The sequence below is a fragment of the Parendozoicomonas sp. Alg238-R29 genome, from assembly GCF_947331445.1.
Lineage (GTDB): Bacteria > Pseudomonadota > Gammaproteobacteria > Pseudomonadales > Endozoicomonadaceae > Sansalvadorimonas.
This window is the reverse complement of sequence record NZ_CAMZOG010000052.1, coordinates 12,200-34,594: the sequence shown is the minus strand read 5'-3', so window position 1 is coordinate 34,594 and position 22,395 is coordinate 12,200. Positions and strand designations below refer to the sequence as shown.

The following is a 22,395-nucleotide window of genomic DNA, read 5'->3' as shown; positions in this document are numbered from 1 at the left end:
ATGGTGCCTAGGGACAGAATCGAACTGCCGACACGCGGATTTTCAATCCGCTGCTCTACCAACTGAGCTACCCAGGCGCTGCAACAAGTGCGGGCGTATTAAACTGTTTTCGTTTTAAAGAGTCAACACCCGCGCCAGAGTTTTGCTGCATCATAGCCTGCTTCGAAGGAAATGTTTCGGTTTTCCCTATAAATCAGCAGGTTATTTAAGTTTCAGGACTGTTTTGCTTCGGGAACGTAACCGTCAGCTTTATCGTAGTCATCGCCCTTGAAGAACTTATCCATCTGCTCATGCAGATATTTACGGGACTCAGGATCAATCATACTGAGCTGCTTTTCATTGATCAGGCGGGTCTGGTGATCCGTCCACATCTTCCAGGCTTCCTGGCAGACATTCTCATAGACCCACATTCCTTTAGGGCCGGGCATAGGAGGAACGGTCAGGCCAAGAGCTTCTTTCTTCAATTTGATGCAGTTGACAGTGCGGGACACAGCAGTACTCCAGTACGTTCGTAACCGTGTAATTTTACTCCCTTACGGGGAAATAGAGAATGTTATTGTGGCTAACGCTGCGGTGATGGAAAGTAATGCGTGAAATAGAGTCTTATTCTGTTTTGGGAGTGATACGCGAAGGAAAACAGATTATGGCGATGCCGATAGATAACAGGACAACGCTCCACGAGCCTGTCATAGGCGTACCAAAACCTACGTTCGGGCTGATTAAGGATCCACAAACCGGCCGCATCGTCAAAGTGATCTCACCTCAGGGCAGAGTGCGAGACGTCAGCCCTATTCATCAAATCTCAAACACTCACCCCAAAAAGCATCTTACCCGCTCAGGTTCATTTACGAGGAAAAGCAAAAGCACCTTCCTCTTACGAAGAACAAAGTCTACGCACACACAGTCACAGCCAGTATCCACTTCCAATCTACCTTCGGTAAAAGTGACAGCGGGTAATGGCAGCTCTTCACCACTGAGTGGTGGACAAAGTCTGGAAGGCAATACGGGGAAAGAGTACAGGAAACCCGAAACACTCCCTATTCACTACAGACAACATAGCCAGAAAATCACCTCAACCTATGTGTCGGCATCGGCATCGGCATCGGCTTCAGCTACACCTTTAAGCGGAAGCGAAGAAGTGTTCGAGGGGGAGGCTCTTAGAAGGCAACTTGCCAGCTTGGCAGTTGAACAACAGAGGTCTTCAAGCAGGTTGCTCACACTAGGGGCAGGGTCTAATGCAGTCAAAAAACACATGAGCCTGTCGCACTTATCTCAAAAGAATGAAAATCTTAGCCTTGCAGGACTGGAAGACAGCCGTGCGAGCTCTACTTCTCAATCAGCAGCAGCCAGTGGCGCATCAACACCAAAAAGCCAGATAAGTAGCGGTTCCCTAATGGATAGTGGAAGCCTGTCTCCCGCTTATCCACAGGTGCGCTCCCCTGCGGCGGCACAGAAGCTACCAACCTTTGATTTATCCAACAGCCATTCCCCTATTTCCTATGCACTAGAAAATCAATGGGGTATCGAGCCTCAAACCCTCTCCGCGCAGGAGAAAGTCAATATTCAGAACCACTGCTCACGGTTGTTACAAATCAGCGATGTTACTCCTGAGAATAACTACGACATGAGCCTGCTTATGCAAACCTATCTTGCTGCATACCAGACACCGTTAAGTGAATTATTCCCGAATATCTGTGAACACATGGGTGTGGAGCCGCCTATAAAGGTAAGGGATGTGTCGGATTTTCTACGGGATAACGAGGATGTCAGCATCCTGGAAAACAATTACGCAGAACAGATAGAGAAGCTGCTCTATGAAGTAGAGGGTATTTTAGAAGACGGCCTTGTGGACGAAGAAATAATCAATTCTATGAGCTACTCGTCCCGAATAGAACACATTTCTCGTGTGCGTCAGACCACTATAAAGCTTCTGAAAGATTTAGGTTCTGAGCACGAGTCTATCTATGGCAGCTTACAGAAGGATCTGAAGAATCTGGATATCCAGCTCCAGGCAAATATCACTGCTCTTGAGGTGCTGCAAGCCAATGACTTCAGGAACAAGAAAAACTGGGATTACAGTATTGCCATAATGGAAGATATCGCACTCCACTATTTTGAACAGCGCTGCACTAAGGAGGAGCTTGAAAAACATAGAATCAGTCTCGATTACTGGCGGAAGGACCATGCTTATCCCGTAAAAGGTTTCCCACGATTCATTGCTGAACTGGACAAACTTGCAACCGATTTTAAGAATACATTTAACATCGACAAAGATGACTTTGACAAATGCAGAGTTAAGGTGCTTGAAAAGCAAAGAGCACAAATAAGCAGTAAAGAGTTCTATTACTTCTTCGGAAATCAGTTTCATCTTATGAAAATCTCCCACCAGCCTTCAGGGTGTCTTACCCTGGGAAGTGGTGAGGAAAACCACGACGTACTGGGACTAGACGGGGTTACTGTTCCCTGCTGTGCTCGCGGAGCCTCCAGAGCGGTCAACATGAATGTCACACGTGTCACTGCCGATGACACTGAGGTTATGAAAGAGGTTCGGTGTGGTGTGCCTTATGCGTTCGCTATCAAGGATGGGGAGCGAAGAAAACAGGTAACCCATGACAGATTTCTGGATATGCTGACAGCCTGTGGGCTGACATTTTTTGAAGAACAAATGCTTGATCATTTTTACGCAGCAGATAAAACGCCAAAGGGAGAGTTTGAATTACCTATTTTTTATAACTGCCTCTTAAGTCCTGATATTTTGAGAAAAGTTGCATCCTATATTCCTTTCCTTTCTCTGGAAAGTGAGAATCTGTGGTGCTACAAAATGTCCAAACGCATTAACGAATTTAATGATCGGGTTGCTACACTACCGCTGCGACTAAAAGATGGTACGCAGGGTTCCGTTAAGGTGAAGCCAAATATCTTCTTCTTTGTGAACCCATGCAATCAGCTGTCCCATGGGCGCCGCCTTTCCGCATTTTCTGGAACTTGGGCTGCTGCAGACTCCTACAATGAAGAAGCCTTTCGGCGCTTGTTCGGTGAGCTAAATCCCGACAAGCCCATCACTGCCAAGTGTTATGTGCAACAGTTTTTTGATAATAATCCAAATCTTTCCTGCGAGATAAAGCAAGAGTTAGAGGAGCTGCATCAACTGCTTCGTTATATCCTATACAACAAACTTCACCACGCTCGCAGTGACATGCCTTTCATACTCTCCAACTGTATCAGTGAACTGGGGCGGATTATGAATATGGCGGTTGTCAGTGGTTGTAAGAGCGCGAAGGATCGAACCGGCAACTATGAACGCTGCAATATTGAGATGGCAATGCAGCTTCACCTTTCCCGGAAAAATCTTCTGGTCAAACTGCAGGAAGCAACGGCAGGGGGCAGCCCCCTCCCCGACAAAATACTTCCTCCCTGGGACAGGTGGATGACAGCCCATGATTTCTACAACATCGCGGGTTTGCTGGTTTGCTCTGGGCAAATGGAAATTGCCATGAAAAACCTTGGCATACCAGGCTTCAAAACACCAGATTACATGCTCGGAGGCGTTAAGGGAGTGAATCCAACAGTCACTGCTTTCGTTGAGTCATAAAAGATAGAGCTACTAACAGCGTTGTTATAGAAGCAGTGGCTAACAATAGTATCTTATTAAGGTCTACGGCACACTCTAAGGAGCTGAATCATGGCCATGCAGAGACCAAGAAGACCTCCTCCAGTACCTCCAAGGTCTTCAGGACCTCGGACAGACGAGCACCCACCTCAGCCAGCTCCGAAGCCCCAAGTGTTCAGAGATCCTACAACCGGTCGTATTCTGAAAGTTGTCAGCGATACGGGACAGATAAGCGTTGTTAAAACAGTCCAGCCACATGAGCAACCCAGCGGAAGGCGTAGAACTACATCTTTCTCTTCAATAGTGGTTAAAAAGCCAGCCAGCAGTACCATGCAGCAAGATGAAATACTGCCAACCTCAGCGGATATAGTTGTCAGAAGACATCAACGCGACATGTTTATGCCCATACAATCTTCTGGTTCCAATAGAGTTGTAAGCACTTATGAGCCAGAACTGGAGCACCTGCTTGAAGGACAGGGCGAATCCCGCAGCCTGGAATCCCCCGCTCCTGAAGAAGATGATGAGGTTGTTTTTGCTACAGTAGGCTCAAGCAGATCAGACCCGATACCTATCAAGAAGCCTCTTGAGCCATCGGTGTCTCTCCCTGTATTTAGTAGTAGTTACGAAAAAGGCAGGATGTCACCCGGTGACAGCCCCGAGACATCTCTGCCCGGACAGCTGAAAAAAAGTTGGACGAAGCGGTTCACACGCTTAAAGAGCAGACTGGTCTCATCAAAAACCTCCTTATCTGAAGAGCAGTCAGCAATCACAACAAAACTCAAAAGCCACCTACACCTGCGCTACAAGAGCGAGGTGCTGAATTACATCGAAGGTTTGAACGATGACAATGACGACTCAGCCTTTGAAACAGCATCTGCAAGTTCCAGTGAGGCTTCTACACCGGTTGGCAGTACGGAGGATAGCCATATGCCCAGCAGCCTGGCTTTTTCCGAACTTCAGGAAAACTTGTCCAGAAGCTCCAGACACACGGCAATATTCGATTTCTCCAATAAGGCTTCACCTATATGCCTCGCCATTGAGAATCAGTGGGGAGTTGCAGCGCAAAATCTCTCAGCCTGGGAACAGGAAAGAATTCAGGCCCATTGTTCTTTTTATTTGAACAGCAGCTCCGTACTTCCCAATAACGACAATGATGTGAGCTTAATGCTGCAAAGCTACTTGCTTATTTATGTGCCAGCTTTCAATGAACTGTTGCCTAAAACCTGTGAAGCTCTGAAACTCAAATCCCCCGTGTGGAAGAGCGATGTAGTCAAGGTGCTGCAAAATGATGAGTCGCCAATCTGTGACTCAGAAAGCGCAGACGAGGTTATCCAAGATGTGATTGAGTACATCCAACAGGCTGAAGAAGCTCTTATGGGGGCACTCATTGATAGCACGACAGTCAATAGCCGGGATTATAGCTCTCGAATAGCCAGCTACCGTCAGTCAATTGAAAATGCGAACGACTTTTGCCAACGACTGGAGAAGGAAAAAAAGAACGAGAACCTGCCAGATTATCTGGTGAGTGCCTTACAGAAAGATATGGAGGACGTGAAAGCCCGGTTCTTACAGGCGGAAAAGGTCACTCGCCAGTTTGAGCAGAGTGACTTTAGAAGCAAAAAAAACTGGGATTATTGTATCGACATCATGAGGCAGGCGGCTTTCCAATATATCAAAAAAAACCTGAAGGACGAAAAGCAAAACGCAGCATGCAGAAAGCTCTCTTCCTGGGCGGGGGAGCAAATGTACCCCGAAACAGGCATTGCAAGCTTTATTACAGAGCTGGATGCACGGGAAAAAATACTGCTGGACACATTAGGTATCAGCAAGAAGGTCTTTGATTCACTACGCTTTCAGGCTCTGGCTGATCAGCCACCACAGGTACGTACCAAAGAACTCCATTACCTATTTGAAGGCCAGTACCACATGGTAAAGGTCTCTCACACGCCACCAGCCTGCCTTACATTTGGTAAAGACGTTGAAGGAAACAAGGATCCTTTGGAACTCAATGGCCGCTTTATTCCATCCTGTCAACGCGATGCAAGCAGGGCCGTTAATATGTCTGTCACCCGTGTCAGCATGGAGGGTGAAGATATTATGAAGGAGGTGCGGGTGGGTGTACCTTTTGCGTTTGCAGTTTCAGACAATGATCTCCAAAAAGACATAACTCTTAAGCGATTCAAAGACATTCTCACCGTTTGCGGAATGACATTCTTTGAAGAGCAAATGCTCCAATGCTTTCATGTTACAGGTACACAGCCAAGGCGCTCCATGAGGTTGCCTGTTCTCAACGTCAACCTTCTCAGCCCGGATAATCTGCGGCCTGCATTCTCAAGTATTTCAGGCGTTGATAACGAGAAACTCTGGTGCCACAAGATAGAAAAGCGCATCGATGAACTCAATGACAAGCCCTTTGTTCTTTCTGTTCGCAGGAAAGATGGCATGACAGGCTCCGTTACGGTTTTTCCGGACATCGTTCTGGTTGTATGCCCATGTAACCAGCTGGCTTACGCAAGCTCCATGCAATTCACCAAAACCTGGGAAAACGCAGACAAATACAATCAGAAAGCATTTATGCACTTATTTGGTACGGTCGATCCAGACGCGCCCATGACAGATGAGAGTTACGTACAAACATTCTTGCGTGAGCATCCCGATCTTGATCCACTTATCAGGAAAGAACTGCAGGAGCTGTGCCATTTAATTCTCTACATCTTCTCCAATAAGATTCACCATAAACTCGGCGATCAGCCCTTCATTTTTACAACCTGCATCAGTGAGCTGGGGCGGGCTATGAACATGGCTATCGTCAGCGGCTGTAAGAGTGCCAAAGACAGAACCGGTAATTACGAACGCTCCAATATTGAAACAGCACTGCGCCTTCACTTTATCCGAAAGGAAATGGCTGCCCGAATAAAGGAATACGGAGAGAGGTACAAAATAGAGTATGCCGAAGCAGTCAGCCGCAGTGTCGAACAAATCATCCCGCCGATTGACCGAAGGATGACGGCAGAAGACTTTTATAACAATGTCATGACATTACTATGTACCGGGCAGGTGGAAGTCACTATGGAGTGCCTGGGTAAGCCCGGCTTCAAACTCCCGGACTATATGCTTGGCTTTATCAAAGAGGTTTATCCAACAGTTAATGGATACCTGACAGCAGATAAAAAAACCAGCGTCGCCCCGAGCCCTAAATCTAGAGACTCTGCTGCAGGCGGGACAAAAGCCTTGTAACCGGAGCCGCCAACCCCAATGCTTTTACTTCAGAGAACGGATGCCAGCGAGTCTCACTATCGGCTACGGAGTGCCCTCTCGCTTCAGTAAAAGCCTTCACCGGTTCAATGTGCAGATGGTAATGACTAAATGTGTGGCGGAAGCTTTCCCATACTTCAGGTTCTGTCAGCGCCATACCCAGCTTATCTTCTGCGAAAGGACGTAACTCGTCGTCTACCTCGCCATCCACCTCAAATTCGGGAAAGCTCCACAATCCGCCCCAGATACCCACAGGCGGGCGCTTTTCAAGCAGTACTTCACCATGGCTGTTTACCAGCATCAGCATGCGCACATGTTTTTCTGGCAACACTTTTTTCGGCTTTGATTCCGGGAAACTGGTTTCTTTTCCATAAGCGTGAGCTTCGCACCATCGCTCAACAGGGCAGCTTTCACACTTGGGTTTGGAGCGTGTACACAGGGTTGCGCCCATATCCATCATTGCTTGAGTCCAAGCTGGCAAGCGCTCATTGGGTGTGTATTTCTCAGAAATTAACCACAACTCTTTAGCAACAGAAGACTTACCCGGCCAGCCTTCTACAGCATGAAGTCGGGCGAGCACACGTTTTACATTGCCATCAAGAATAGGTGCTCTGATTCCCATGCTAATGCTGGCAATAGCACCAGCAGTAGAGCGGCCAACTCCCGGAAGTTTCTGCAAGTCATCCAGGTTTTGTGGAAACTTACCACCAAAGTCATCAATAACCATTCTGGCTGCTTTGTGGAGGTTGCGTGCCCGACTGTAATAGCCAAGGCCACTCCAGAGTTGCAGCACGGCATCTTCATTGGCTTTTGCTAAGTCTGCGACATCCGGGAATTTTTCTATAAACCTTTCAAAGTAAGGAATCACTGCTGCAACGGTAGTTTGCTGCAGCATAACTTCACTCAGCCATACCCGATATGGCGTGATGTCCTGTTGCCAGGGAAGGTGTTTGCGACCGTTCTGGTCATACCAACTGAGAATGGCTTCTTGAATAGTCGCAGTATTAGGCATCAGTCTTTTATTAGAAGTGGAATAACAGAAGGAGATTGTCTCTGTCGCAGAAATTATTGCAACCGGACGAAAAGAAGCGGCAGCATAACCGCCTCCTAAGTCGTTTTAGTTAAACAGTCCTTTCAAAGAACCGCCCAGTTTTTCTTCAAGTTTCTTCTGCAGCTTACCTTTGATTTCTTTCTCGGCAATTTTGCCCAGAGTCTGACCAAGACGCTGGTCGTCTATGCCACACAGGTTGCCGCTGCCCAACTTCCCCTTACAGCGCACAGGCCAGGTGATGTCAGCATACTTCTCGTTAATGCGGCAGGCAGAATCTTCATCGTTTGTAGTCTCGCCAGTGATAGTCAGGCCAAGGTGGTAATCCAGAGACTGGTTAACGAGATCAACATTACCATCGCCTTTCAGGTTCAGCTGCGCCAGCGCGGCAGTAAGGTCGTTATTGCGGGCTATGCCATCAACAATGTTGACTGAGCCTTTGAGAGTGCGGAAAGTTGTTTCATCTGGCCAGTCTGTTTTGGTGGACTCCTGTTTGCGCACCTTGGCGATAACGCCACATACCATTTCGTTAAAGTTGGTACCTAACAAAGATCCATCGGTAATATTGAAATCCACATTACCATTCAGGCCTTTGGTGAGTTGTGCTTGTGTCAGGCCGTGGGAAAGAATCTTCAGGCTGGCATTGGCATCACCAGTAACCTTTTCCAGATCGGTTACCTGTTTGGCAAGAGCTGGGAGGCTGATGGCTTTGATATCCGCTTTCGCAGAAACCTGTGGGTTCTTCTCCAGGCGACCACGTACATCTACAGTAGCCGCAGCACTGATATCACCATTATAAAAACCAGCTTTCAGGCTGGAGAGTTGTGCATAACCATCGGCAGCTTTGATTTCCAGGTTTGGTTTATCAAACCGGAAATCTTTTACGGTCAGAGAAGCCAGTTGAGCTTTGCCGTGAACATTCAGTTTTTTAATGACATCTACCGGAATAATAACCGGATCAGCTGTGGTTTGAGGTTTGGAAGCTCCGCCAGCTGAGGGCTGTTCGGCTTCAGTTGATTTGGTGTCTGCTGAAGATATTTGTTCAGCGACAGGCATATAAGGGTCAACAATAAAGTCATTTCCCTTGATGTTGAATGTAATAGCCTGCTTTTTCAGATCGGTAACTGCGAAGCTGCCTTTTAGCTCATTGTTGTCCAGTACTGCGAACATATCTGTGAGAGTAAGACTGTTACTGTCGGCCTTGAAGTCAGTTCCAATGCTGACTTTTCGCAATACCTTATCTCCACCTGCGAGTGCTGGAAGTGGCATATTCAGCTGCTGCATAAAGCTGGCGATATCGGTTGGCCCAAGGGTGAGCTTGCCATTTAACTTCTGCCCCTGAATGGCAATATTGCCATCAACAGTCAGGGTTTTTGCGTCACCTTTTACTGCTGGAGTAACGGACAGCTTGAGGTCATCAATGGTATAGCTGGCTTTGGCAGGGTTAGGGGTAATCATGCCATCAAGGCTGATCTTCGCTTTCACTGCAGGGTTCTGGTTGTCCAGCATGAATGAGGACGTTAGGGTAAATGGCTTGCCAAAGCTGATGGCTCCGGTTTTCAGTTGGGCGTCAGTAATGGAAACTTTTTGCTTGGCTGGAATATCCTGATAGTTCACAGAAATATCTGTAATAGCGACACCCGCGACATGTAGATCAGCAAGAAAAGGTGTCGATTCATTACCTTCTTCCGGTGGGGCAGAGGCTGGCGTAGCGGGAGCTTGTGCTGTAGTTGAAGGTTTAATGGCTGGCTGCCAGTTTGCCTGACCGTTTTTGTCCACAACCATATTCAGGTTTAGGCCGTCCAGCTCAAGAATGGAAATATCTAGCTGCTTCTGCAACAGCGGCATTAGTTTCACTTTCACTGCTACATGCTTAAGGGTGCCTAAAGGCTGTTTTTGGGGGTCGTCGAGTGTGAGGTCATTAATGCTAAGACCAACCCAGGGGAATACTGACCAGCCAATATCGCCGTTAATAACCAGAGTCATTCCGGTTTCGTCATGAACGAGCTCGGAAATCTTGCCCTTGTAATCGTTAGGGTTGATAACCATCGGCAGGATGAGAGATGCAGCCACCCCAAGCAGCAGAAGGACGACAATGGCTCCTCCGGCCCATTTGAATAAAGCTTTCATACCTGATTGCCCTCTGGATATTGAGATTGGGATTATATAAACAATTTTATGATGAATAATTTCAGCGTTAGGGCAAACACAGCCTAGTACTGAGATTAATAGAACTTGTAATCATATACCCAACATCTCGCTACGAACACTCCGAGAGCGGCTAAACTCTTTGACTTGCTATTGACCTGTTGTCTTCCAGTATTCGATTGGTATTTATCATGCATAACCCCATGCATAACCCCATTTATAAATATGTTACAGAAGCTGTTTTCAAGAATCAGGCTCGCCGTATATTAATACTTCTTATAAGCCTTGGCTTATGGGGAGGTGGAGCGTACGCAGCGGACTATCGTGACGGCGATATTCATAAGAATGATTTCAAATGGCTTCAATTTAACCTCATGCAGAGTTACAACAATAAACTCCCATATGGTAATGAGCGGGATACATATTTTGAGATGGAGTTTGGCGGTCGAAATGGGATTTTTCAGTTATATGGTTATTTAGACGTATTCGATATTTTCGATAGCAACGGTGATGATCTACACGACGGGGATAATTTCTTCTTCAAGTTTGCTCCACGCATATCTCTCGATGCGCTGTTCCATACAGATCTTTCATTTGGGCCAGTAAAGGAAGTTTATATTTCCAATCTCTTGAACGTTGGGGATAGAGCACTTTTCGACCAGTTTGTTGGCCTTGGGGTTGATGTTGAAGTGCCCTGGTTTGGGCTTGTTGGCACAAACCTGATGGCTCGATATTCGAGAGAAAATTTTGGCGCGGCAGATGAAAGCAAATGGAGTGGTTATATCTGGACAAGTAACTGGTTCAAACCATTTTACTTTTTTGAGAATAAGTCATTTATCGCATATCAGGGATATCTTGATTACAAGTTTAAGTACGACAAACTGGCAGATTCTGACAACACCAGAACAAAAGACTCGGTTGAGTGGTATCACGGGTTTTACTGGCACAGTGACCAGTGGTCATTAGGTTATGGTCTTAAGTACTACAAAGATATGGCTAACTTTAAGGATGGTGCCAAATACGGTTCAAGGAAGCAAAAAACCACAGGGTTTGGTAATTACTTTGCAGTCATCTATAAATTCTAAACTGAAAAATTAACTGCCAGCAGCGCTACGAAGGCCAGAGATTTTTCTGGTCCATGGTTTAAGCCTGCCGGTCAGTTCCTGAAACTGAGGAGCATTGAGAGCATTCATTGCATCCCGGTAGCTGGAGTATTGCCCCTGAACCAGAACGTACCAATCTTTTTCATTTCTGCGAAAATGAATTGTCTCTGCAGTGTTCAGGGTAGGGTACTTGGTCTTCAGCTTTTCCAACACTTTTGGCTTGTGAGCTGCCAGCCATTGAATTGTGAACGAACCGTCTGGAGCGTTCAGAATTTGGCTGGTTTGTCTGTCTATAGGTAGGCTGACTTGAGTGAATACTGGTTGACGAATAATCGAAGTGTTGTGCTTAAGGCTGGCCATTGGCCGAGCTTTTGGCTTCATTTGTCTTGTTAGTTGAGACAGTGCAGGAGTTTGGAGAGCATCGGTTACCGCTTGATGACTCCTAAAGCGCCCCTGAATGAGCAAGTATTGCACTTTATTGCTTCGATTAAGCATCACAACCTCAGCGCTTGTCAGCTGGGGGAATCTGTTCCGCAAATCTTTCAGTACGGCTGGATTTTCTGCAGACATCCACTGAATAGTGTATTGCCCCTGAGGTAAAGCTTTCTGTTCGCTTGAAGGTTTGGCTGCAGCCACAGGAGCATTGGCAATATTTGGCCTAACAAGATCGAGTTTTTTTAAACCTGATAACGGCCGAGTCCAGGGATTCAGCCTTTTGGTCATATCCCGGAATTCTTCAGTGCGTAGGTAAGCCATGGCTGATGGGATGTCAGGGAATATTCCCGATAACAGAATGTGCCAGGTTTGCCCGTTGCTGAGAAAGCGAACGACTGTGGCATCTTTCAATAAAGGGTAGTGCTGTTTCAGCCGGGTAATCTGAGCGGGCTGAGTTGTTGCCAGCCATTGTACGGAGAAACTGTTTTCGGGAGCGTGCAGCATTTCGTTAACCGAAGCCTTGCGCTGTACTTGAGGCGTTATGCTGGCATGTTGCAAACCCGGTAAATAATTCGTTGGCTCTGATGGTTGTGGTTTATAAGGTTGAGCCTTTTTGGGTTCCACTGCGGCCGCAGGTTCACGAGTGCTTTCACGTAAACGATCGCTCGAATTTGGCCCTTTAGGCTTTTGCTGCTGAGGCTGGTGGAATGGTGATGGCACAGACTTTTGAAGCGGGCCGGCAGACGTGGGTTCCTGAGCTGAGGCCAGTTTGTAAATGTCTCGCGGCGAAACAGGTGGAGGTCTGCGGTAGGTTCGCAGATTGTTTGGCTGGCGCCTTATAACATTGCTGTCTGCTTTCGGGGTGGTGCGAGGAATAGAATGGGCACCAGGCCACACAGGTTTTCCTGCATAAGACGGAAGTTCTGGAGCCAGCCTACTGCTAGCAGTGTATTGTGGCTCAGGCCAGTTTGTATCTTCTGTGTTGTGAACGATAACAGGCTCTGGGACAGGGTTCATAACCTGCGGAGCCTGTTGAGCAATCATCTGACCGGATAAAGACCAGCTTCTTCCAATCGTATTGATTTGTGCTGTTTCACTTTGAGGCGATGGTGGCAGCTGTACAGGTTGCCCGTTTGGAAGAGGAATATCATCTGGCGTTACAAACGTATTTGCTGGTCTCGAGCTGTTAAAACTGTGGCTCGGCATAGCTGTGCCAGAGGGCGCATTTTTCCACTGCTCGGGCGTAGCACTGCGCTGCCAGGGCATATATCTGCGCGGATTTTGATTCTGTTTTGGGTAAGCCTTGGCAAGTCGCTCCGATGGAGTTACCTCTAAGTTCGGAAGCCATTGTGGCGGTTGTTGTGGAGGAAGTGGCACACTTGGCTGCATGGACGAAAGGTTCTGATTCTGAGCCATTTGCATCTGGAACGAAGGCATTCCCATTTGTGCAGATTGAACACTGACTGGTGGCGCAATTCCGCCTTGATAGTTTGATGAACTGGAAGCTTGGTGGGCGAGCAGCCTGTCTCCAAAACCCATTGGGCGAGGAGGTGTTGGCTCAGGTTCTGTTATCTCTCCAGTCTGTTGTTCTTCAGAAGTAAGCGCAGTACCCGATGCCATTTGTGCAGCGTCATCTTGCAGGGTAATGCTGCTGATCAGCTTCATATTGGGGCTGTCAGTCTGCTCGTCAGCAGGCAAGCCTTTTTCATTGATTTGTTCGTTGGCAGCCACCATTCCGTCAACAGCTTCTTCGGCCTCTTCGATTTCCTGATTGGTGGTTTTCTTTGCCTGCTCAGCTTCAGCCCACGAGGTTCTCTGTCCTGCTTTGTCCAGCCAGTCATCCGCATAAAGGCGGCGTTCTTTGTTGAAAACTGATTTCTCTTTTTTCGTTTCGGCCAGCCCCGACGCTATATGGCTCCGGGAACCAACAAGATTAGAGGCAGGTTCATCAGTTTTACCATCTGTTGGCCAGGCCGCTCGTTTACGAGCCCTGTTCAACCAATCAGAAAGCAAGACGGAACGACTAACCTCTTCTTCTGAAACTTCCCGGCTAGTGAGTGCCGGTTGTGCTCTTGGCTCCCGTTTACCCGGGAGCAGATCCTGATCTTCAGGCCAGGATGTTCGTGAACTCAGGCGGTTTACCCAATCTTTGTCTGCCATGGAACGGGTTAATGGAGCCTGTTCCATAATCTTTTTTGCGATAGAAGAGTGTGCAATTCTTTCTATTAATTTTTCCCTTTGGGAGACTTCAGTAGTTTGTGTGTTCTTGAACGTCTGTTGCATCAAGTGAGCAAAGGTGCCTCTCAGCGTACTGCGTTTATCTGCAATTTCTTCAAGATTCTCAGCATAAGGCTGGCCGGGCTTTGAACTGCATTGCCAATCCTGATGCATGGCAGCTGTACATTCCCAACTGGCAGTATATGTGGAAGGTAGTGGCGTGACAGAGTGAGAGGCAGGTGCAAACGAGCCGCTGCCAATAGCAGCAGCAACACTCAATGCCAACAAAGTAGGCAGGGAGCCTTTGCGTCCATTCATTAAAAAAATTCCATAGCTAACACTTTTCAATCTAAGTTATCGGCTGCCTTTTGCAAGATATTGGCGGTCTTTAATAATTTATCTTGCTCATTATTCTGTGTGCGTGGTGCTTGTTGACGCCGTTGCTAGAATTGCTGTTCTTGTGTGCTGGCTGTGATGCGATGAAGTGCTCAGGTGCAAATACCGACGATAACGACCTGGTTGAAGAAGCTCATGTTTTATCGGATATCGTTCTGCTGTTAATAAAGTCTGGATGCCATACCCAGAGGACTTACTGGATACTGGGAAGGTTATTAGAAAAGCTGGGTTACGAGGCAGATACACTGATCGATTGTTCAGGTGTTGTTATGATCATTCACACAATGTCTCAGCGTTATACGGTGGTACGGCGAATCTCTGAGATGGCTGTGAACATGGATACCTGCGACAGGCTGAACCAGCTCAGCTGGAATGCTATGCACACCTCAATGAGTCTTGCTGGTATCAAGTCCGCTTTCGATAAAATCAAAGAGTCGGAGAGTCAGCGTTATCCCAATTATGTTAATGACTCTGATTTGTACAGCAGTAGGCTTACCAGTACGTAACCAAATGCTTTCAGTGGGGTACATGTCAGCACCAGTTCTTAATGTCCCAAAATCACCAGTTTGATGTCCTCTCGATTAACCACATGGCCAGAAGTATGCTCCTGGCCTTTCTGGTGGCGATCTCTTTAGTTGCAGGAATTATTTTTCCACGTTTCTTTTTACGAGGGAGAACGCTACGAGAAATATCCCAAGCCTGGCTTCGAAAACCTAAGCCATAAGCTCTTTTAATAAGCCATAAGCTCTTTTAATAAGCCATAAGCTCTTTTAATAAGCCATAAGCTCTTTTAATAAGCCATAAGCCCTTTTAATAAGCCATAAGCTCTTTTAATAAGCCATAAGCTCTTTTAATAAGCCATAAGCTCTTTTAATAAGCCATAAGCCCTTTTAATAAGCCATAAGCTCTTTTAAATAGCTGGGAAATTTTTCAACGACTTGCTGGTCTGCTGGTTTCTCCGCAGAAAGTGAGCAGTCATGTTCATTAGCCATTCTTTGAAGCTCGGAAATAATACGTCGGCCAACGCAACGATCACGGGTTACCGAGCGAACATTCAGCCAGACTAAATGCCAGTTGCTTTCAGACTTTTGAACAACGGCAGCAGCAATCAGGCGATCATTGAAACGACCAGCATAGAGCGCAGTTTCGGATGAAGACAGAATGTCTGTCATCCATTGTCCAGCTTGCTCAGCTGTTTTCAGCCAGTCTGGAGCATCATTATATGTTTTGGTGAGGTCATTCTGATCGTCGGCAGTAGGATTATGTATGTGCTCAACAATTACTGGCATATCGAGACTCTTATGTGTGATTTCCCATTGATGAAGGCATATTAAGAGCCTTGCCGGGAATAACAAGGTCTACCCTCTGATTACTGGGCAACAGGAGTCGGTGAACATATAATCCCTGCCAGCACCGTGAAAAATAAATGCAGACTGCCAGTGTCACCATTACTGGCGGAGCTGAACTCAGAGTAAAACTAACCTGGAACTATCATCATGGCTGACCGTAAGGCAAACGTAGAGCGAGATACTCTGGAAACCCAGATTAAAGTGGAAATTAATCTTGATGGTTCCGGCTCTGCTGCCTTCGATACCGGAGTCCCTTTCCTTGAGCATATGATGGATCAAATTGCCCGCCATGGCCTGATTGATCTGAATATTCAGGCTGATGGTGATCGACACATTGATGATCACCATACGGTAGAAGATATTGGTATTACCCTTGGCCAGGCTTTTGATAAAGCTGTGGGCGATAAAAAGGGAATTCGTCGTTACGGCCACGCTTATGTTCCTCTGGATGAAGCATTGTCCCGTGTTGTTATTGACTTCTCTGGTCGCCCGGGTTTGATATTCAATGTGGATTACACTCGTGCTTCTGTAGGTGGTTTTGATGTGGATCTGTTTCAAGAGTTCTTTCAGGGCTTTGTGAATCACGCCAAGGTTTCCTTGCATGTGGATAATCTCCGTGGCTCAAATACTCACCACCAGATTGAAACAGTCTTTAAAGCCTTCGGCCGTGCTCTGCGTATGGCGCTTGAAGCTGATGAGCGTATGGCTGGGCAAATGCCTTCAACTAAAGGCACTCTCTAGAGCACCTGTTTTATAGGAAGTAAGTGCATGCAAACCGTTGCGGTTATTGATTATGGAATGGGTAACCTTCACTCGGCATTCAAGGCCCTGGAGCATGTGGCTCCTGAGGGTATGAAGGTTCGGATAACCTCAGACGAAAAAGTTATCCACAACGCTGATCGTGTTGTCTTGCCTGGTGTTGGCGCCATTCGCGATTGTATGTCAGAGATCAAACGCCTTGGTGTTGATGAGCTGGTTAAAGATGTGGTGAAAAGCAAACCTCTGCTGGGTATCTGTGTAGGCATGCAGGTTTTGCTGAGTCACAGTGAAGAAAATGGCGGAGTCGATTGCATAGGCTTGCTGCCTGGTAATGTCCGCTATTTTGGGCGTGACCTCTATGAAAATGGTGAACATTTGAAAGTTCCCCACATGGGGTGGAGCCGGGTAAAGCAGTCAGAACATGCTTTATGGAATGGTATTGAGGATGACAGCCGCTTCTATTTTGTTCACAGCTACTACGCCCAGTGTGAGGAAAGGGCACTGGTAGCTGGCACTTGCCAGTACGGTGTCCAACTGGATGCAGCATTAACCCGTGACAATTTGTTTGCGGTGCAATTCCACCCTGAAAAAAGCGCTAAGTGTGGCCTGCAGTTGCTGAGTAACTTTCTGCGCTGGAATCCATGACCGGGAATTGAGGAGAAGTTTATGGGGCTCGCAAAACGTATTATTCCCTGTCTTGATGTTGATAATGGTCGGGTTGTTAAAGGTGTGCAGTTCGTTGATATTCGGGATGCTGGTGATCCGGTAGAAGTCGCCCGTCGTTACGACGAGCAGGGTGCCGATGAAATCACCTTTCTGGATATAACTGCCAGTAGTGGTGATCGTGAAACTACTGTGCACACAGTAGAAGCTATTGCCAGTGAAGTGTTTATTCCTCTAACTGTTGGCGGCGGTATTCGCAAGATTGAAGATATTCGAACCATGCTGAATGCCGGTGCCGATAAAGTCAGCATTAACACTGCTGCTGTGTTTAACCCTGAGTTTGTACGGGAAGCTGCTGAGAAATTTGGCTCCCAGTGCATTGTCGTTGCTATTGATGCCAAGAAAGTCAGCAAACCCGGTGAAGAAAATCGTTGGGAAATCTTTACTCATGGTGGCCGTAAACCGACAGGCTTGGATGCCGTTGAGTGGGCTAAAAAGATGGAAGAGCTGGGAGCTGGTGAGATTCTGCTGACCAGTATGGATCAGGATGGCGTAAAGAACGGTTATGATCTTGGCGTGACTCGTGCTATTTCTGAGGCGGTGATTATCCCTGTAATTGCTTCAGGTGGTGCCGGCAATCTTGATCATTTGGTTGACGGTGTTGTGAAAGGGAAAGCGGATGCTGTTTTAGCAGCTTCAATTTTTCACTTTGGGCAACATTCGATTCCAGAAGCCAAGGAGTATATGGCTGAACGGGGAGTTGAGATGAGGCTTTGAGCCTCATTTTGTTTTACTTAGTCAGCGAAAACGTGTGTAGTTCCAGTAAAGTTGAAGTTGCCGGACAAACCTACACCTAGAAGGAATGTATAATCTGCAGGTTCTGCTCTAGGAATTTTGATAACCTGTTCGCTGAGATTAAGATCAAGCCTTTCATCTCTGCCTCCTGGGCCATCATTAAAATCGTTTCCACATTCACTCCTGCCTGAGCATCCAATTTCGTTCCCATATCTGTCCAGTGCCCAAAGATAACCATCTGCACTGTATGATGTGTCTAGATCAATTCTGATATTTGCGTCACTTTTGCTGTCAAAAGCTACGATGACAGTGACCTGTTCATTCCGATCTTGTATCGGCCCAAAGTCACAAGCCCCAGTAGCGGTGGCATTCTGGTAACAGCCAAGAGTTGTATTGCTGCCATAGTTGCCGTTCCATGTTTGCCCGTTGCTGGAGATTGAGCCGTTTGATGTGCCACTACCAATATTTTGGGGATTAGAGAATCTACCTTTATTGATGGTAACTGTGAAATCATCATTTCTTGCGTGATCTCTAGGAACCGGAGGGGTCTCATCGCAGTCATAGTTAAATAAACTGCCAGAACAGTTGTGTGCGCTGGGCACAAGGAGGATTTCTGCAAGGTACCCGTAGTCACTTTCCTGAGGAACGCTGGTCAATGCCGCTTCTGGAATAACCAAGGGTGTTCTACTGGCATAAAAGCCGGTCACGTCTGCATCCTTTATATTGAAAGTGAGATTATGACCAATCCCAAGAGCATCCCTGCTGGCTGTGAGATTTACAACATCCAGCGTTAATCCAGAAAAGCTGTTATCAAGAATGCCTGCATCATCGGCTGTTGCGAGGTAGCCTGTACTTTTTGTCCCTCCAGGTTCAAAAGCAACTGAGCCGATATGTGCCTGAAATTCTGCATCTATAGTGATACCTGCTCGCCCACTGACATCTTCCATGCCTTCGTCTTCAAGTTCCTGAAGATCTGCGTAAAGAGCTGTACAGGAAAGAAAACCTGTTAAAAAAGGCAGCCTTGCCCAAGCACTAATAGTTAAGGTCATGGAATGTCACCTTCATGCTTTGAATTTCCATACCTTGAACTTCAATCACATTTTCGCTGGGGTTTTGTGGAATGAAAGCAAGCTGTGTTTGCCCATTAACAGAGCCCGTAGCATGCTGATTTGTGAAGTTTAGCTCTTTTACTGATATATCTGTCAGTGTTCCCCTATACTCTTCAGCAGTGTAAGGGTTACCTGTATCTGGGTTTGTATACAAACTTGTAGCTATAGATGAGGTCAGGGGAGCGATTTCAAGTTGCAGAGTGCTGACCATCTTCATTTGTAGATTAGTGCTTCCAACGGGCAAGTAGTATGAGGGGGCATCAATAACACGCATGGTCAGAGGTTGGTGTTCAGAACCATTTTGTAAGTTCTTTATTTTTACACCTTTTATTGATGTTTTTGCTGCATCTTGATTGTCTGGATCACCAATTATGTTCAGGCTATCAATATCTGCACTGATATTACTGGCAACATTTAATCCATCTTCTTCGGTCGCCCAAATTTCAACAATGGATTTATTGAGTTGATATCCTTCTATTTCTATCTGAGCAAAGAGTTGCTCATTAGGTGTGGCTGATCGTATTCCTGCTGCATCCACAAGAATTGGCCGAAAGTATGATTCATAACTGATATCAAGAGCATCCGGGTTTGTAGGGATGTCCAGAATTGCGACATCACGGCGAGCACCATCAGGCATGTCTTTTTCAACAATATTCAGCCTGAGTGGTTCTGTAGTGCTTCCCACATCCGCGCCTTGCGTGTAATTTGTTCCCGCTTTAAATACCTTTAAATTTTTGAGAGTTATATCATTGAATTCGTTTGCGGTAATGGAAATTTCACCGGCATTATCCGGGTTGCTGTCCCGAGTATCGAGTGAGAGGTTTTCTGTATAAATAGCAATGCCTGCACCATTAATATCAGACAAATCTTCATCATTAAATGGTTGTAAATCTGCATGACCTATGGAAGAAGTGCTTAACCATATAAGGAGGTATTTTGCGTTATGTCTTATCACTGGATAGTCCTCCTTTAATTGTCATAGTAATTTTCAAAGGCTCCGGCTGCTCGTAATAACTGAGTCAGCGGATGATCCTGGTAATAATTATCAGGCTGCTTATGGTTATAGGTTGCAGCATTAATCCCATCATCAATATTGAGCCAAAACCCTGGCCCAGCAGTCGGTGAAATTATACCTCTCGGGTTTTCTGGGTAATCAATTCGACGATTATTAACAGAGAAGAACATGTCCGCAGCATCATTGACTTGTAAGCTCCCTACTGGGCGCAATTGTGCTTCGTGTGCAAGCTCCTTAAGATTCAGACCAAGAATTACACCAATATCATCTTGTATATAACCAGGGGTTCGAACGCCGGAAAAATTGAGCTCCTGTGTGCCAAGAGAAATATTGAGAAGTCCTTTGGCTAAAACATCTACGCTAGGCCTTATATTCCCTGAAATAGAATCAATCAAGTTCCCCATTACACCAGAAACACTGCCATAACCAATTCTCAACCCTTCGAGATTTCCATTATCATCCGTGGCCAGGTCGATATAGGGGTCGACAATGGTAGCAGGAACAAGGTTTCCATCTTGATCAATGTAACCCATGCTGAGATAGCGTAGGGCAATATCCCAATTGGAAACTTTCTCGAATCCTCCTGGCAAGTCTTCAAAGTCGATGTCCCCATCTCCGTTAACAAGGTTTGGCCAAAAGAATGTGCCGTCTACGCCCCCACATGTTTCAGTCGTGCAAGCCCAAGGGTTGTTATTACCTGTAGCCGCTGTACATACACCAGGATACTCCGGGTCACAGGTTCCAGCTGCCGGGTTGGGGCGGTAGTAGTTTCCTAACTTCAGAGATTCAATGTTCATGTTCATCTCTATAGTCGCGCCAACGCTTAAACGGGTGAAATCGAGAGAACCTCCAGATGACTGGTTCACATTATTAAACTGTTCAAGCTTGATAATTGCCTGCCCGGAAGTGTCAGACAGTTCATCATCAGATAAAGACTCCAGTGCAAAGCTGGAACATGAGATAGACGTTGTTGCTAGAAAAGCAGCAATGGGAAATATCTTTGTAAAGCTCATGGCGTACCTGCCAAATTATTATTTTTATTCGTTTTGGTACTACAGTGCTCTTTTCTTAAGGTGTCATTGGTACGATGGTGCGTCAATGGTCATTTTGTGCACCACCACTTTCTATTTTTTGAATGGTTGTCAGGAAGTGCTTAAGCGAATCTGTTCGGCTTGCCGCTCAATCAGTAAATTAAACTGTTCCGGTAAGGCTCCAACCTCGGCAATGTCCTCCCCAAACTCTGTATCTAAAAGAGAAGCTTTTAAGCCGCTTTCTGCCTTGTCTGCATCTTGGCCATCTAATAACAGTTTCCCACGACCGAGACTGGCAAGCATAAGAGCCAGGCTGGTTGCAGAGTCTGCGAGTGATGGATGTTTAGCTTCAGGTGTTGTTGGAGTTAAGGTGCTGATGCCCAGCTCTAAAGTGAGAGCTGCCGGGTCTCCTTCCTGCTGAATCGTAATCAGGTTTTGCACGAGTCTGGCACAACATATTGCTTCCTGAATTCCTGCTTCTGTGCTGCTTTCTCTGGCGAAGCGGATGTAAGCGTTGCCTTCGGCAGAATATTCAAGCTTTCCGTTGTAGAGCTGGGCCGCGTCATTAATTAATGGCAAGCGCTCTTCAATAAGTTTTAACAAAGCTGGTTGGTTCAAGCTGTTATGCAAGCGTGCCATATTGCTGAATCGAATCGCCAGAATAATAGGGTTTTCAAAATCGGGGCGAGAGGGCGCATTGCCTGTTAACTCTGGTTGCAAATTTTGGAGTTTCTGTTCTGGCTGATAACCCGAGGTGATCAGATATTCCATCTGTGAAGACAACTGTTGAACTTCATCCTTTATATCTGCGCTATAAGCACGTTCTCCATGGCTTATTCCCTGTAGTTGCCTAACAGTGCGGGAAAGCATTTCGCTTTTTGATCTTCCATAGTTCCAGGCTATTACGGTCCCTGTGATGCCAAGTAATAACGCCAATCCGACAAATAAGAAAAGCGCTTTGTGGGTCGGCTGCTCAAAACGCTCCATATCAACTTCCAGACGTAGCTGGCCCGCAATAACGTTCTGATAGTCGATAGAGGCCGAATACAGAGCATATTGTTTGTCTGTATTGAAATCTGAAGACTCTGTGCTGGCAATGCGTTGGTTATCGATGCTGAAAATTGTGGCTCGGGCAATATATTCAGAGCGCGTTAGTTGGCCGAGCATGACGTTGAGGCTTAACCTGTCGCCTGTAACCAGAAGATCCCGTGCAGAGTTTGCTGTTTGTTCGGCAAGTGCATTACCAAGTTTGTCTGCTTGTTGATGAGCGGTTTTAGTAATTTCACTGGTGGCCAGCATGCCGGCGAACAGCAGGCTGATAACGAGAGTTCCTCCCAGAAGCAAGGGAATCTGTTTGCTGATACTGATCTTGGAAAGACCTGAGAATCTCTGGTTGAAAAAGCGTTTGATAAGCACGGACTAACTCGAACACTGTGGTTTTTCTTATTGTGCCTTACGATCA

Annotated in this window: 16 protein-coding genes and 1 tRNA gene; 7 read left to right on the top strand and 10 right to left on the bottom strand. The window is 46.5% G+C overall.

Annotated elements, in window-relative coordinates; translation table 11 throughout:
* Window position 1: 1 nt before the first annotated feature.
* Both QMA35_RS13655 and QMA35_RS13650 read right to left on the bottom strand, forming a co-directional pair.
* Window positions 2-77, bottom strand: a tRNA-Phe gene (locus QMA35_RS13655).
* Between the two features lie 135 nt (window positions 78-212).
* A complete protein-coding gene (locus tag QMA35_RS13650; RefSeq protein WP_281647709.1) occupies window positions 213-491 on the bottom strand; it encodes an oxidative damage protection protein in 279 nt (92 codons plus the stop codon).
* 152 nt (window positions 492-643) lie between these two features.
* On the opposite strand from QMA35_RS13650, the gene QMA35_RS13645 reads away from it, so the two are divergent.
* On the top strand, window positions 644-3,592 hold the full coding sequence (locus QMA35_RS13645) for an inositol phosphate phosphatase SopB (protein WP_281647708.1): 2,949 nt from the start codon (window positions 644-646) through the stop codon (window positions 3,590-3,592).
* A 348-nt stretch (window positions 3,593-3,940) separates the two neighbouring features.
* The gene (locus QMA35_RS13640) at window positions 3,941-6,847 is read left to right on the top strand and encodes an inositol phosphate phosphatase SopB (RefSeq protein ID WP_281647707.1); all 2,907 of its coding nucleotides are present in this window, start codon (window positions 3,941-3,943) and stop codon (window positions 6,845-6,847) included.
* Here the strand turns inward: QMA35_RS13640 and mutY are convergent.
* Both mutY and QMA35_RS13630 read right to left on the bottom strand, forming a co-directional pair.
* Window positions 6,810-7,877, bottom strand: a complete 1,068-nt coding sequence (mutY, locus tag QMA35_RS13635; RefSeq protein ID WP_281647706.1) for an A/G-specific adenine glycosylase — start codon at window positions 7,875-7,877, stop codon at window positions 6,810-6,812. The two genes, QMA35_RS13640 and mutY, sit on opposite strands and share 38 nt — an antisense overlap.
* A 105-nt stretch (window positions 7,878-7,982) precedes the next feature.
* Entirely contained in the window at window positions 7,983-10,043 is a 2,061-nt protein-coding gene (locus tag QMA35_RS13630; RefSeq protein WP_281647705.1) for an AsmA family protein, read from the bottom strand.
* A gap of 221 nt (window positions 10,044-10,264) precedes the next feature.
* Between QMA35_RS13630 and QMA35_RS13625 the strand changes: the two genes are divergently transcribed.
* On the top strand, window positions 10,265-11,146 hold the full coding sequence (locus QMA35_RS13625; protein WP_281647704.1) for an outer membrane protein OmpK: 882 nt from the start codon (window positions 10,265-10,267) through the stop codon (window positions 11,144-11,146).
* A 9-nt stretch (window positions 11,147-11,155) separates the two neighbouring features.
* Here the strand turns inward: QMA35_RS13625 and QMA35_RS13620 are convergent, their stop codons facing one another.
* Window positions 11,156-14,134, bottom strand: a complete 2,979-nt coding sequence (locus QMA35_RS13620; RefSeq protein ID WP_281647703.1) for a hypothetical protein — start codon at window positions 14,132-14,134, stop codon at window positions 11,156-11,158.
* Between the two features lie 161 nt (window positions 14,135-14,295).
* Between QMA35_RS13620 and QMA35_RS13615 the strand changes: the two genes are divergently transcribed.
* The gene (locus tag QMA35_RS13615; RefSeq protein WP_281647702.1) at window positions 14,296-14,718 is read left to right on the top strand and encodes a threonine/serine exporter family protein; all 423 of its coding nucleotides are present in this window, start codon (window positions 14,296-14,298) and stop codon (window positions 14,716-14,718) included.
* A 384-nt stretch (window positions 14,719-15,102) separates the two neighbouring features.
* On the opposite strand, the gene QMA35_RS13610 is transcribed toward QMA35_RS13615, so the two are convergent.
* The gene (locus QMA35_RS13610) at window positions 15,103-15,501 is read right to left on the bottom strand and encodes an acetyl-CoA sensor PanZ family protein (protein ID WP_281647701.1); all 399 of its coding nucleotides are present in this window, start codon (window positions 15,499-15,501) and stop codon (window positions 15,103-15,105) included.
* Between the two features lie 207 nt (window positions 15,502-15,708).
* On the opposite strand from QMA35_RS13610, the gene hisB reads away from it, so the two are divergent.
* The 3 genes from hisB to hisF are packed head-to-tail and all read left to right on the top strand — an operon-like array spanning window position 15,709 to window position 17,760.
* Window positions 15,709-16,302: an imidazoleglycerol-phosphate dehydratase HisB gene (gene hisB / locus QMA35_RS13605; protein ID WP_281647700.1), complete on the top strand. Its 594-nt coding sequence runs from the start codon at window positions 15,709-15,711 to the stop codon at window positions 16,300-16,302.
* A gap of 27 nt (window positions 16,303-16,329) precedes the next feature.
* The gene (gene hisH / locus QMA35_RS13600; RefSeq protein ID WP_281647699.1) at window positions 16,330-16,965 is read left to right on the top strand and encodes an imidazole glycerol phosphate synthase subunit HisH; all 636 of its coding nucleotides are present in this window, start codon (window positions 16,330-16,332) and stop codon (window positions 16,963-16,965) included.
* Window positions 16,966-16,986: 21 nt separating this feature from the next.
* Window positions 16,987-17,760: an imidazole glycerol phosphate synthase subunit HisF gene (hisF, locus tag QMA35_RS13595; protein ID WP_281647698.1), complete on the top strand. Its 774-nt coding sequence runs from the start codon at window positions 16,987-16,989 to the stop codon at window positions 17,758-17,760.
* A 17-nt stretch (window positions 17,761-17,777) separates the two neighbouring features.
* On the opposite strand, the gene QMA35_RS13590 is transcribed toward hisF, so the two are convergent.
* The 4 genes from QMA35_RS13590 to QMA35_RS13575 all read right to left on the bottom strand — a co-directional run bounded on the left by QMA35_RS13590 (window position 17,778) and on the right by QMA35_RS13575 (window position 22,349).
* Window positions 17,778-18,827 (bottom strand): DUF6160 family protein, encoded by a 1,050-nt coding sequence (locus QMA35_RS13590; protein ID WP_281647697.1) that lies wholly within the window; start codon window positions 18,825-18,827, stop codon window positions 17,778-17,780.
* Entirely contained in the window at window positions 18,811-19,842 is a 1,032-nt protein-coding gene (locus tag QMA35_RS13585) for a hypothetical protein (protein WP_281647696.1), read from the bottom strand. The genes QMA35_RS13590 and QMA35_RS13585 overlap by 17 nt, the downstream gene beginning before the upstream one ends.
* Before the next feature lie 14 nt (window positions 19,843-19,856).
* The gene (locus QMA35_RS13580; RefSeq protein ID WP_281647695.1) at window positions 19,857-20,915 is read right to left on the bottom strand and encodes a hypothetical protein; all 1,059 of its coding nucleotides are present in this window, start codon (window positions 20,913-20,915) and stop codon (window positions 19,857-19,859) included.
* A 129-nt stretch (window positions 20,916-21,044) separates the two neighbouring features.
* Window positions 21,045-22,349: a hypothetical protein gene (locus QMA35_RS13575; protein ID WP_281647694.1), complete on the bottom strand. Its 1,305-nt coding sequence runs from the start codon at window positions 22,347-22,349 to the stop codon at window positions 21,045-21,047.
* Window positions 22,350-22,395: the final 46 nt, after the last annotated feature.

Bases quoted from the DNA above. Each gene is read 5' to 3' on its own strand.
- QMA35_RS13645 (WP_281647708.1), top strand. From the start codon at position 644: ATGGCGATGCCGATAGATAACAGGACAACGCTCCACGAGCCTGTCATA.
- QMA35_RS13640 (WP_281647707.1), top strand. From the start codon at position 3,941: ATGCAGCAAGATGAAATACTGCCAACCTCAGCGGATATAGTTGTCAGA.
- mutY (WP_281647706.1), bottom strand. From the start codon at position 7,877: ATGCCTAATACTGCGACTATTCAAGAAGCCATTCTCAGTTGGTATGAC.
- QMA35_RS13630 (WP_281647705.1), bottom strand. From the start codon at position 10,043: ATGAAAGCTTTATTCAAATGGGCCGGAGGAGCCATTGTCGTCCTTCTG.
- QMA35_RS13625 (WP_281647704.1), top strand. From the start codon at position 10,265: ATGCATAACCCCATTTATAAATATGTTACAGAAGCTGTTTTCAAGAAT.
- QMA35_RS13620 (WP_281647703.1), bottom strand. From the start codon at position 14,134: ATGAATGGACGCAAAGGCTCCCTGCCTACTTTGTTGGCATTGAGTGTT.
- QMA35_RS13615 (WP_281647702.1), top strand. From the start codon at position 14,296: ATGAAGTGCTCAGGTGCAAATACCGACGATAACGACCTGGTTGAAGAA.
- QMA35_RS13610 (WP_281647701.1), bottom strand. From the start codon at position 15,501: ATGCCAGTAATTGTTGAGCACATACATAATCCTACTGCCGACGATCAG.
- hisB (WP_281647700.1), top strand. From the start codon at position 15,709: ATGGCTGACCGTAAGGCAAACGTAGAGCGAGATACTCTGGAAACCCAG.
- hisH (WP_281647699.1), top strand. From the start codon at position 16,330: ATGCAAACCGTTGCGGTTATTGATTATGGAATGGGTAACCTTCACTCG.
- hisF (WP_281647698.1), top strand. From the start codon at position 16,987: ATGGGGCTCGCAAAACGTATTATTCCCTGTCTTGATGTTGATAATGGT.
- QMA35_RS13590 (WP_281647697.1), bottom strand. From the start codon at position 18,827: ATGACCTTAACTATTAGTGCTTGGGCAAGGCTGCCTTTTTTAACAGGT.
- QMA35_RS13580 (WP_281647695.1), bottom strand. From the start codon at position 20,915: ATGAGCTTTACAAAGATATTTCCCATTGCTGCTTTTCTAGCAACAACG.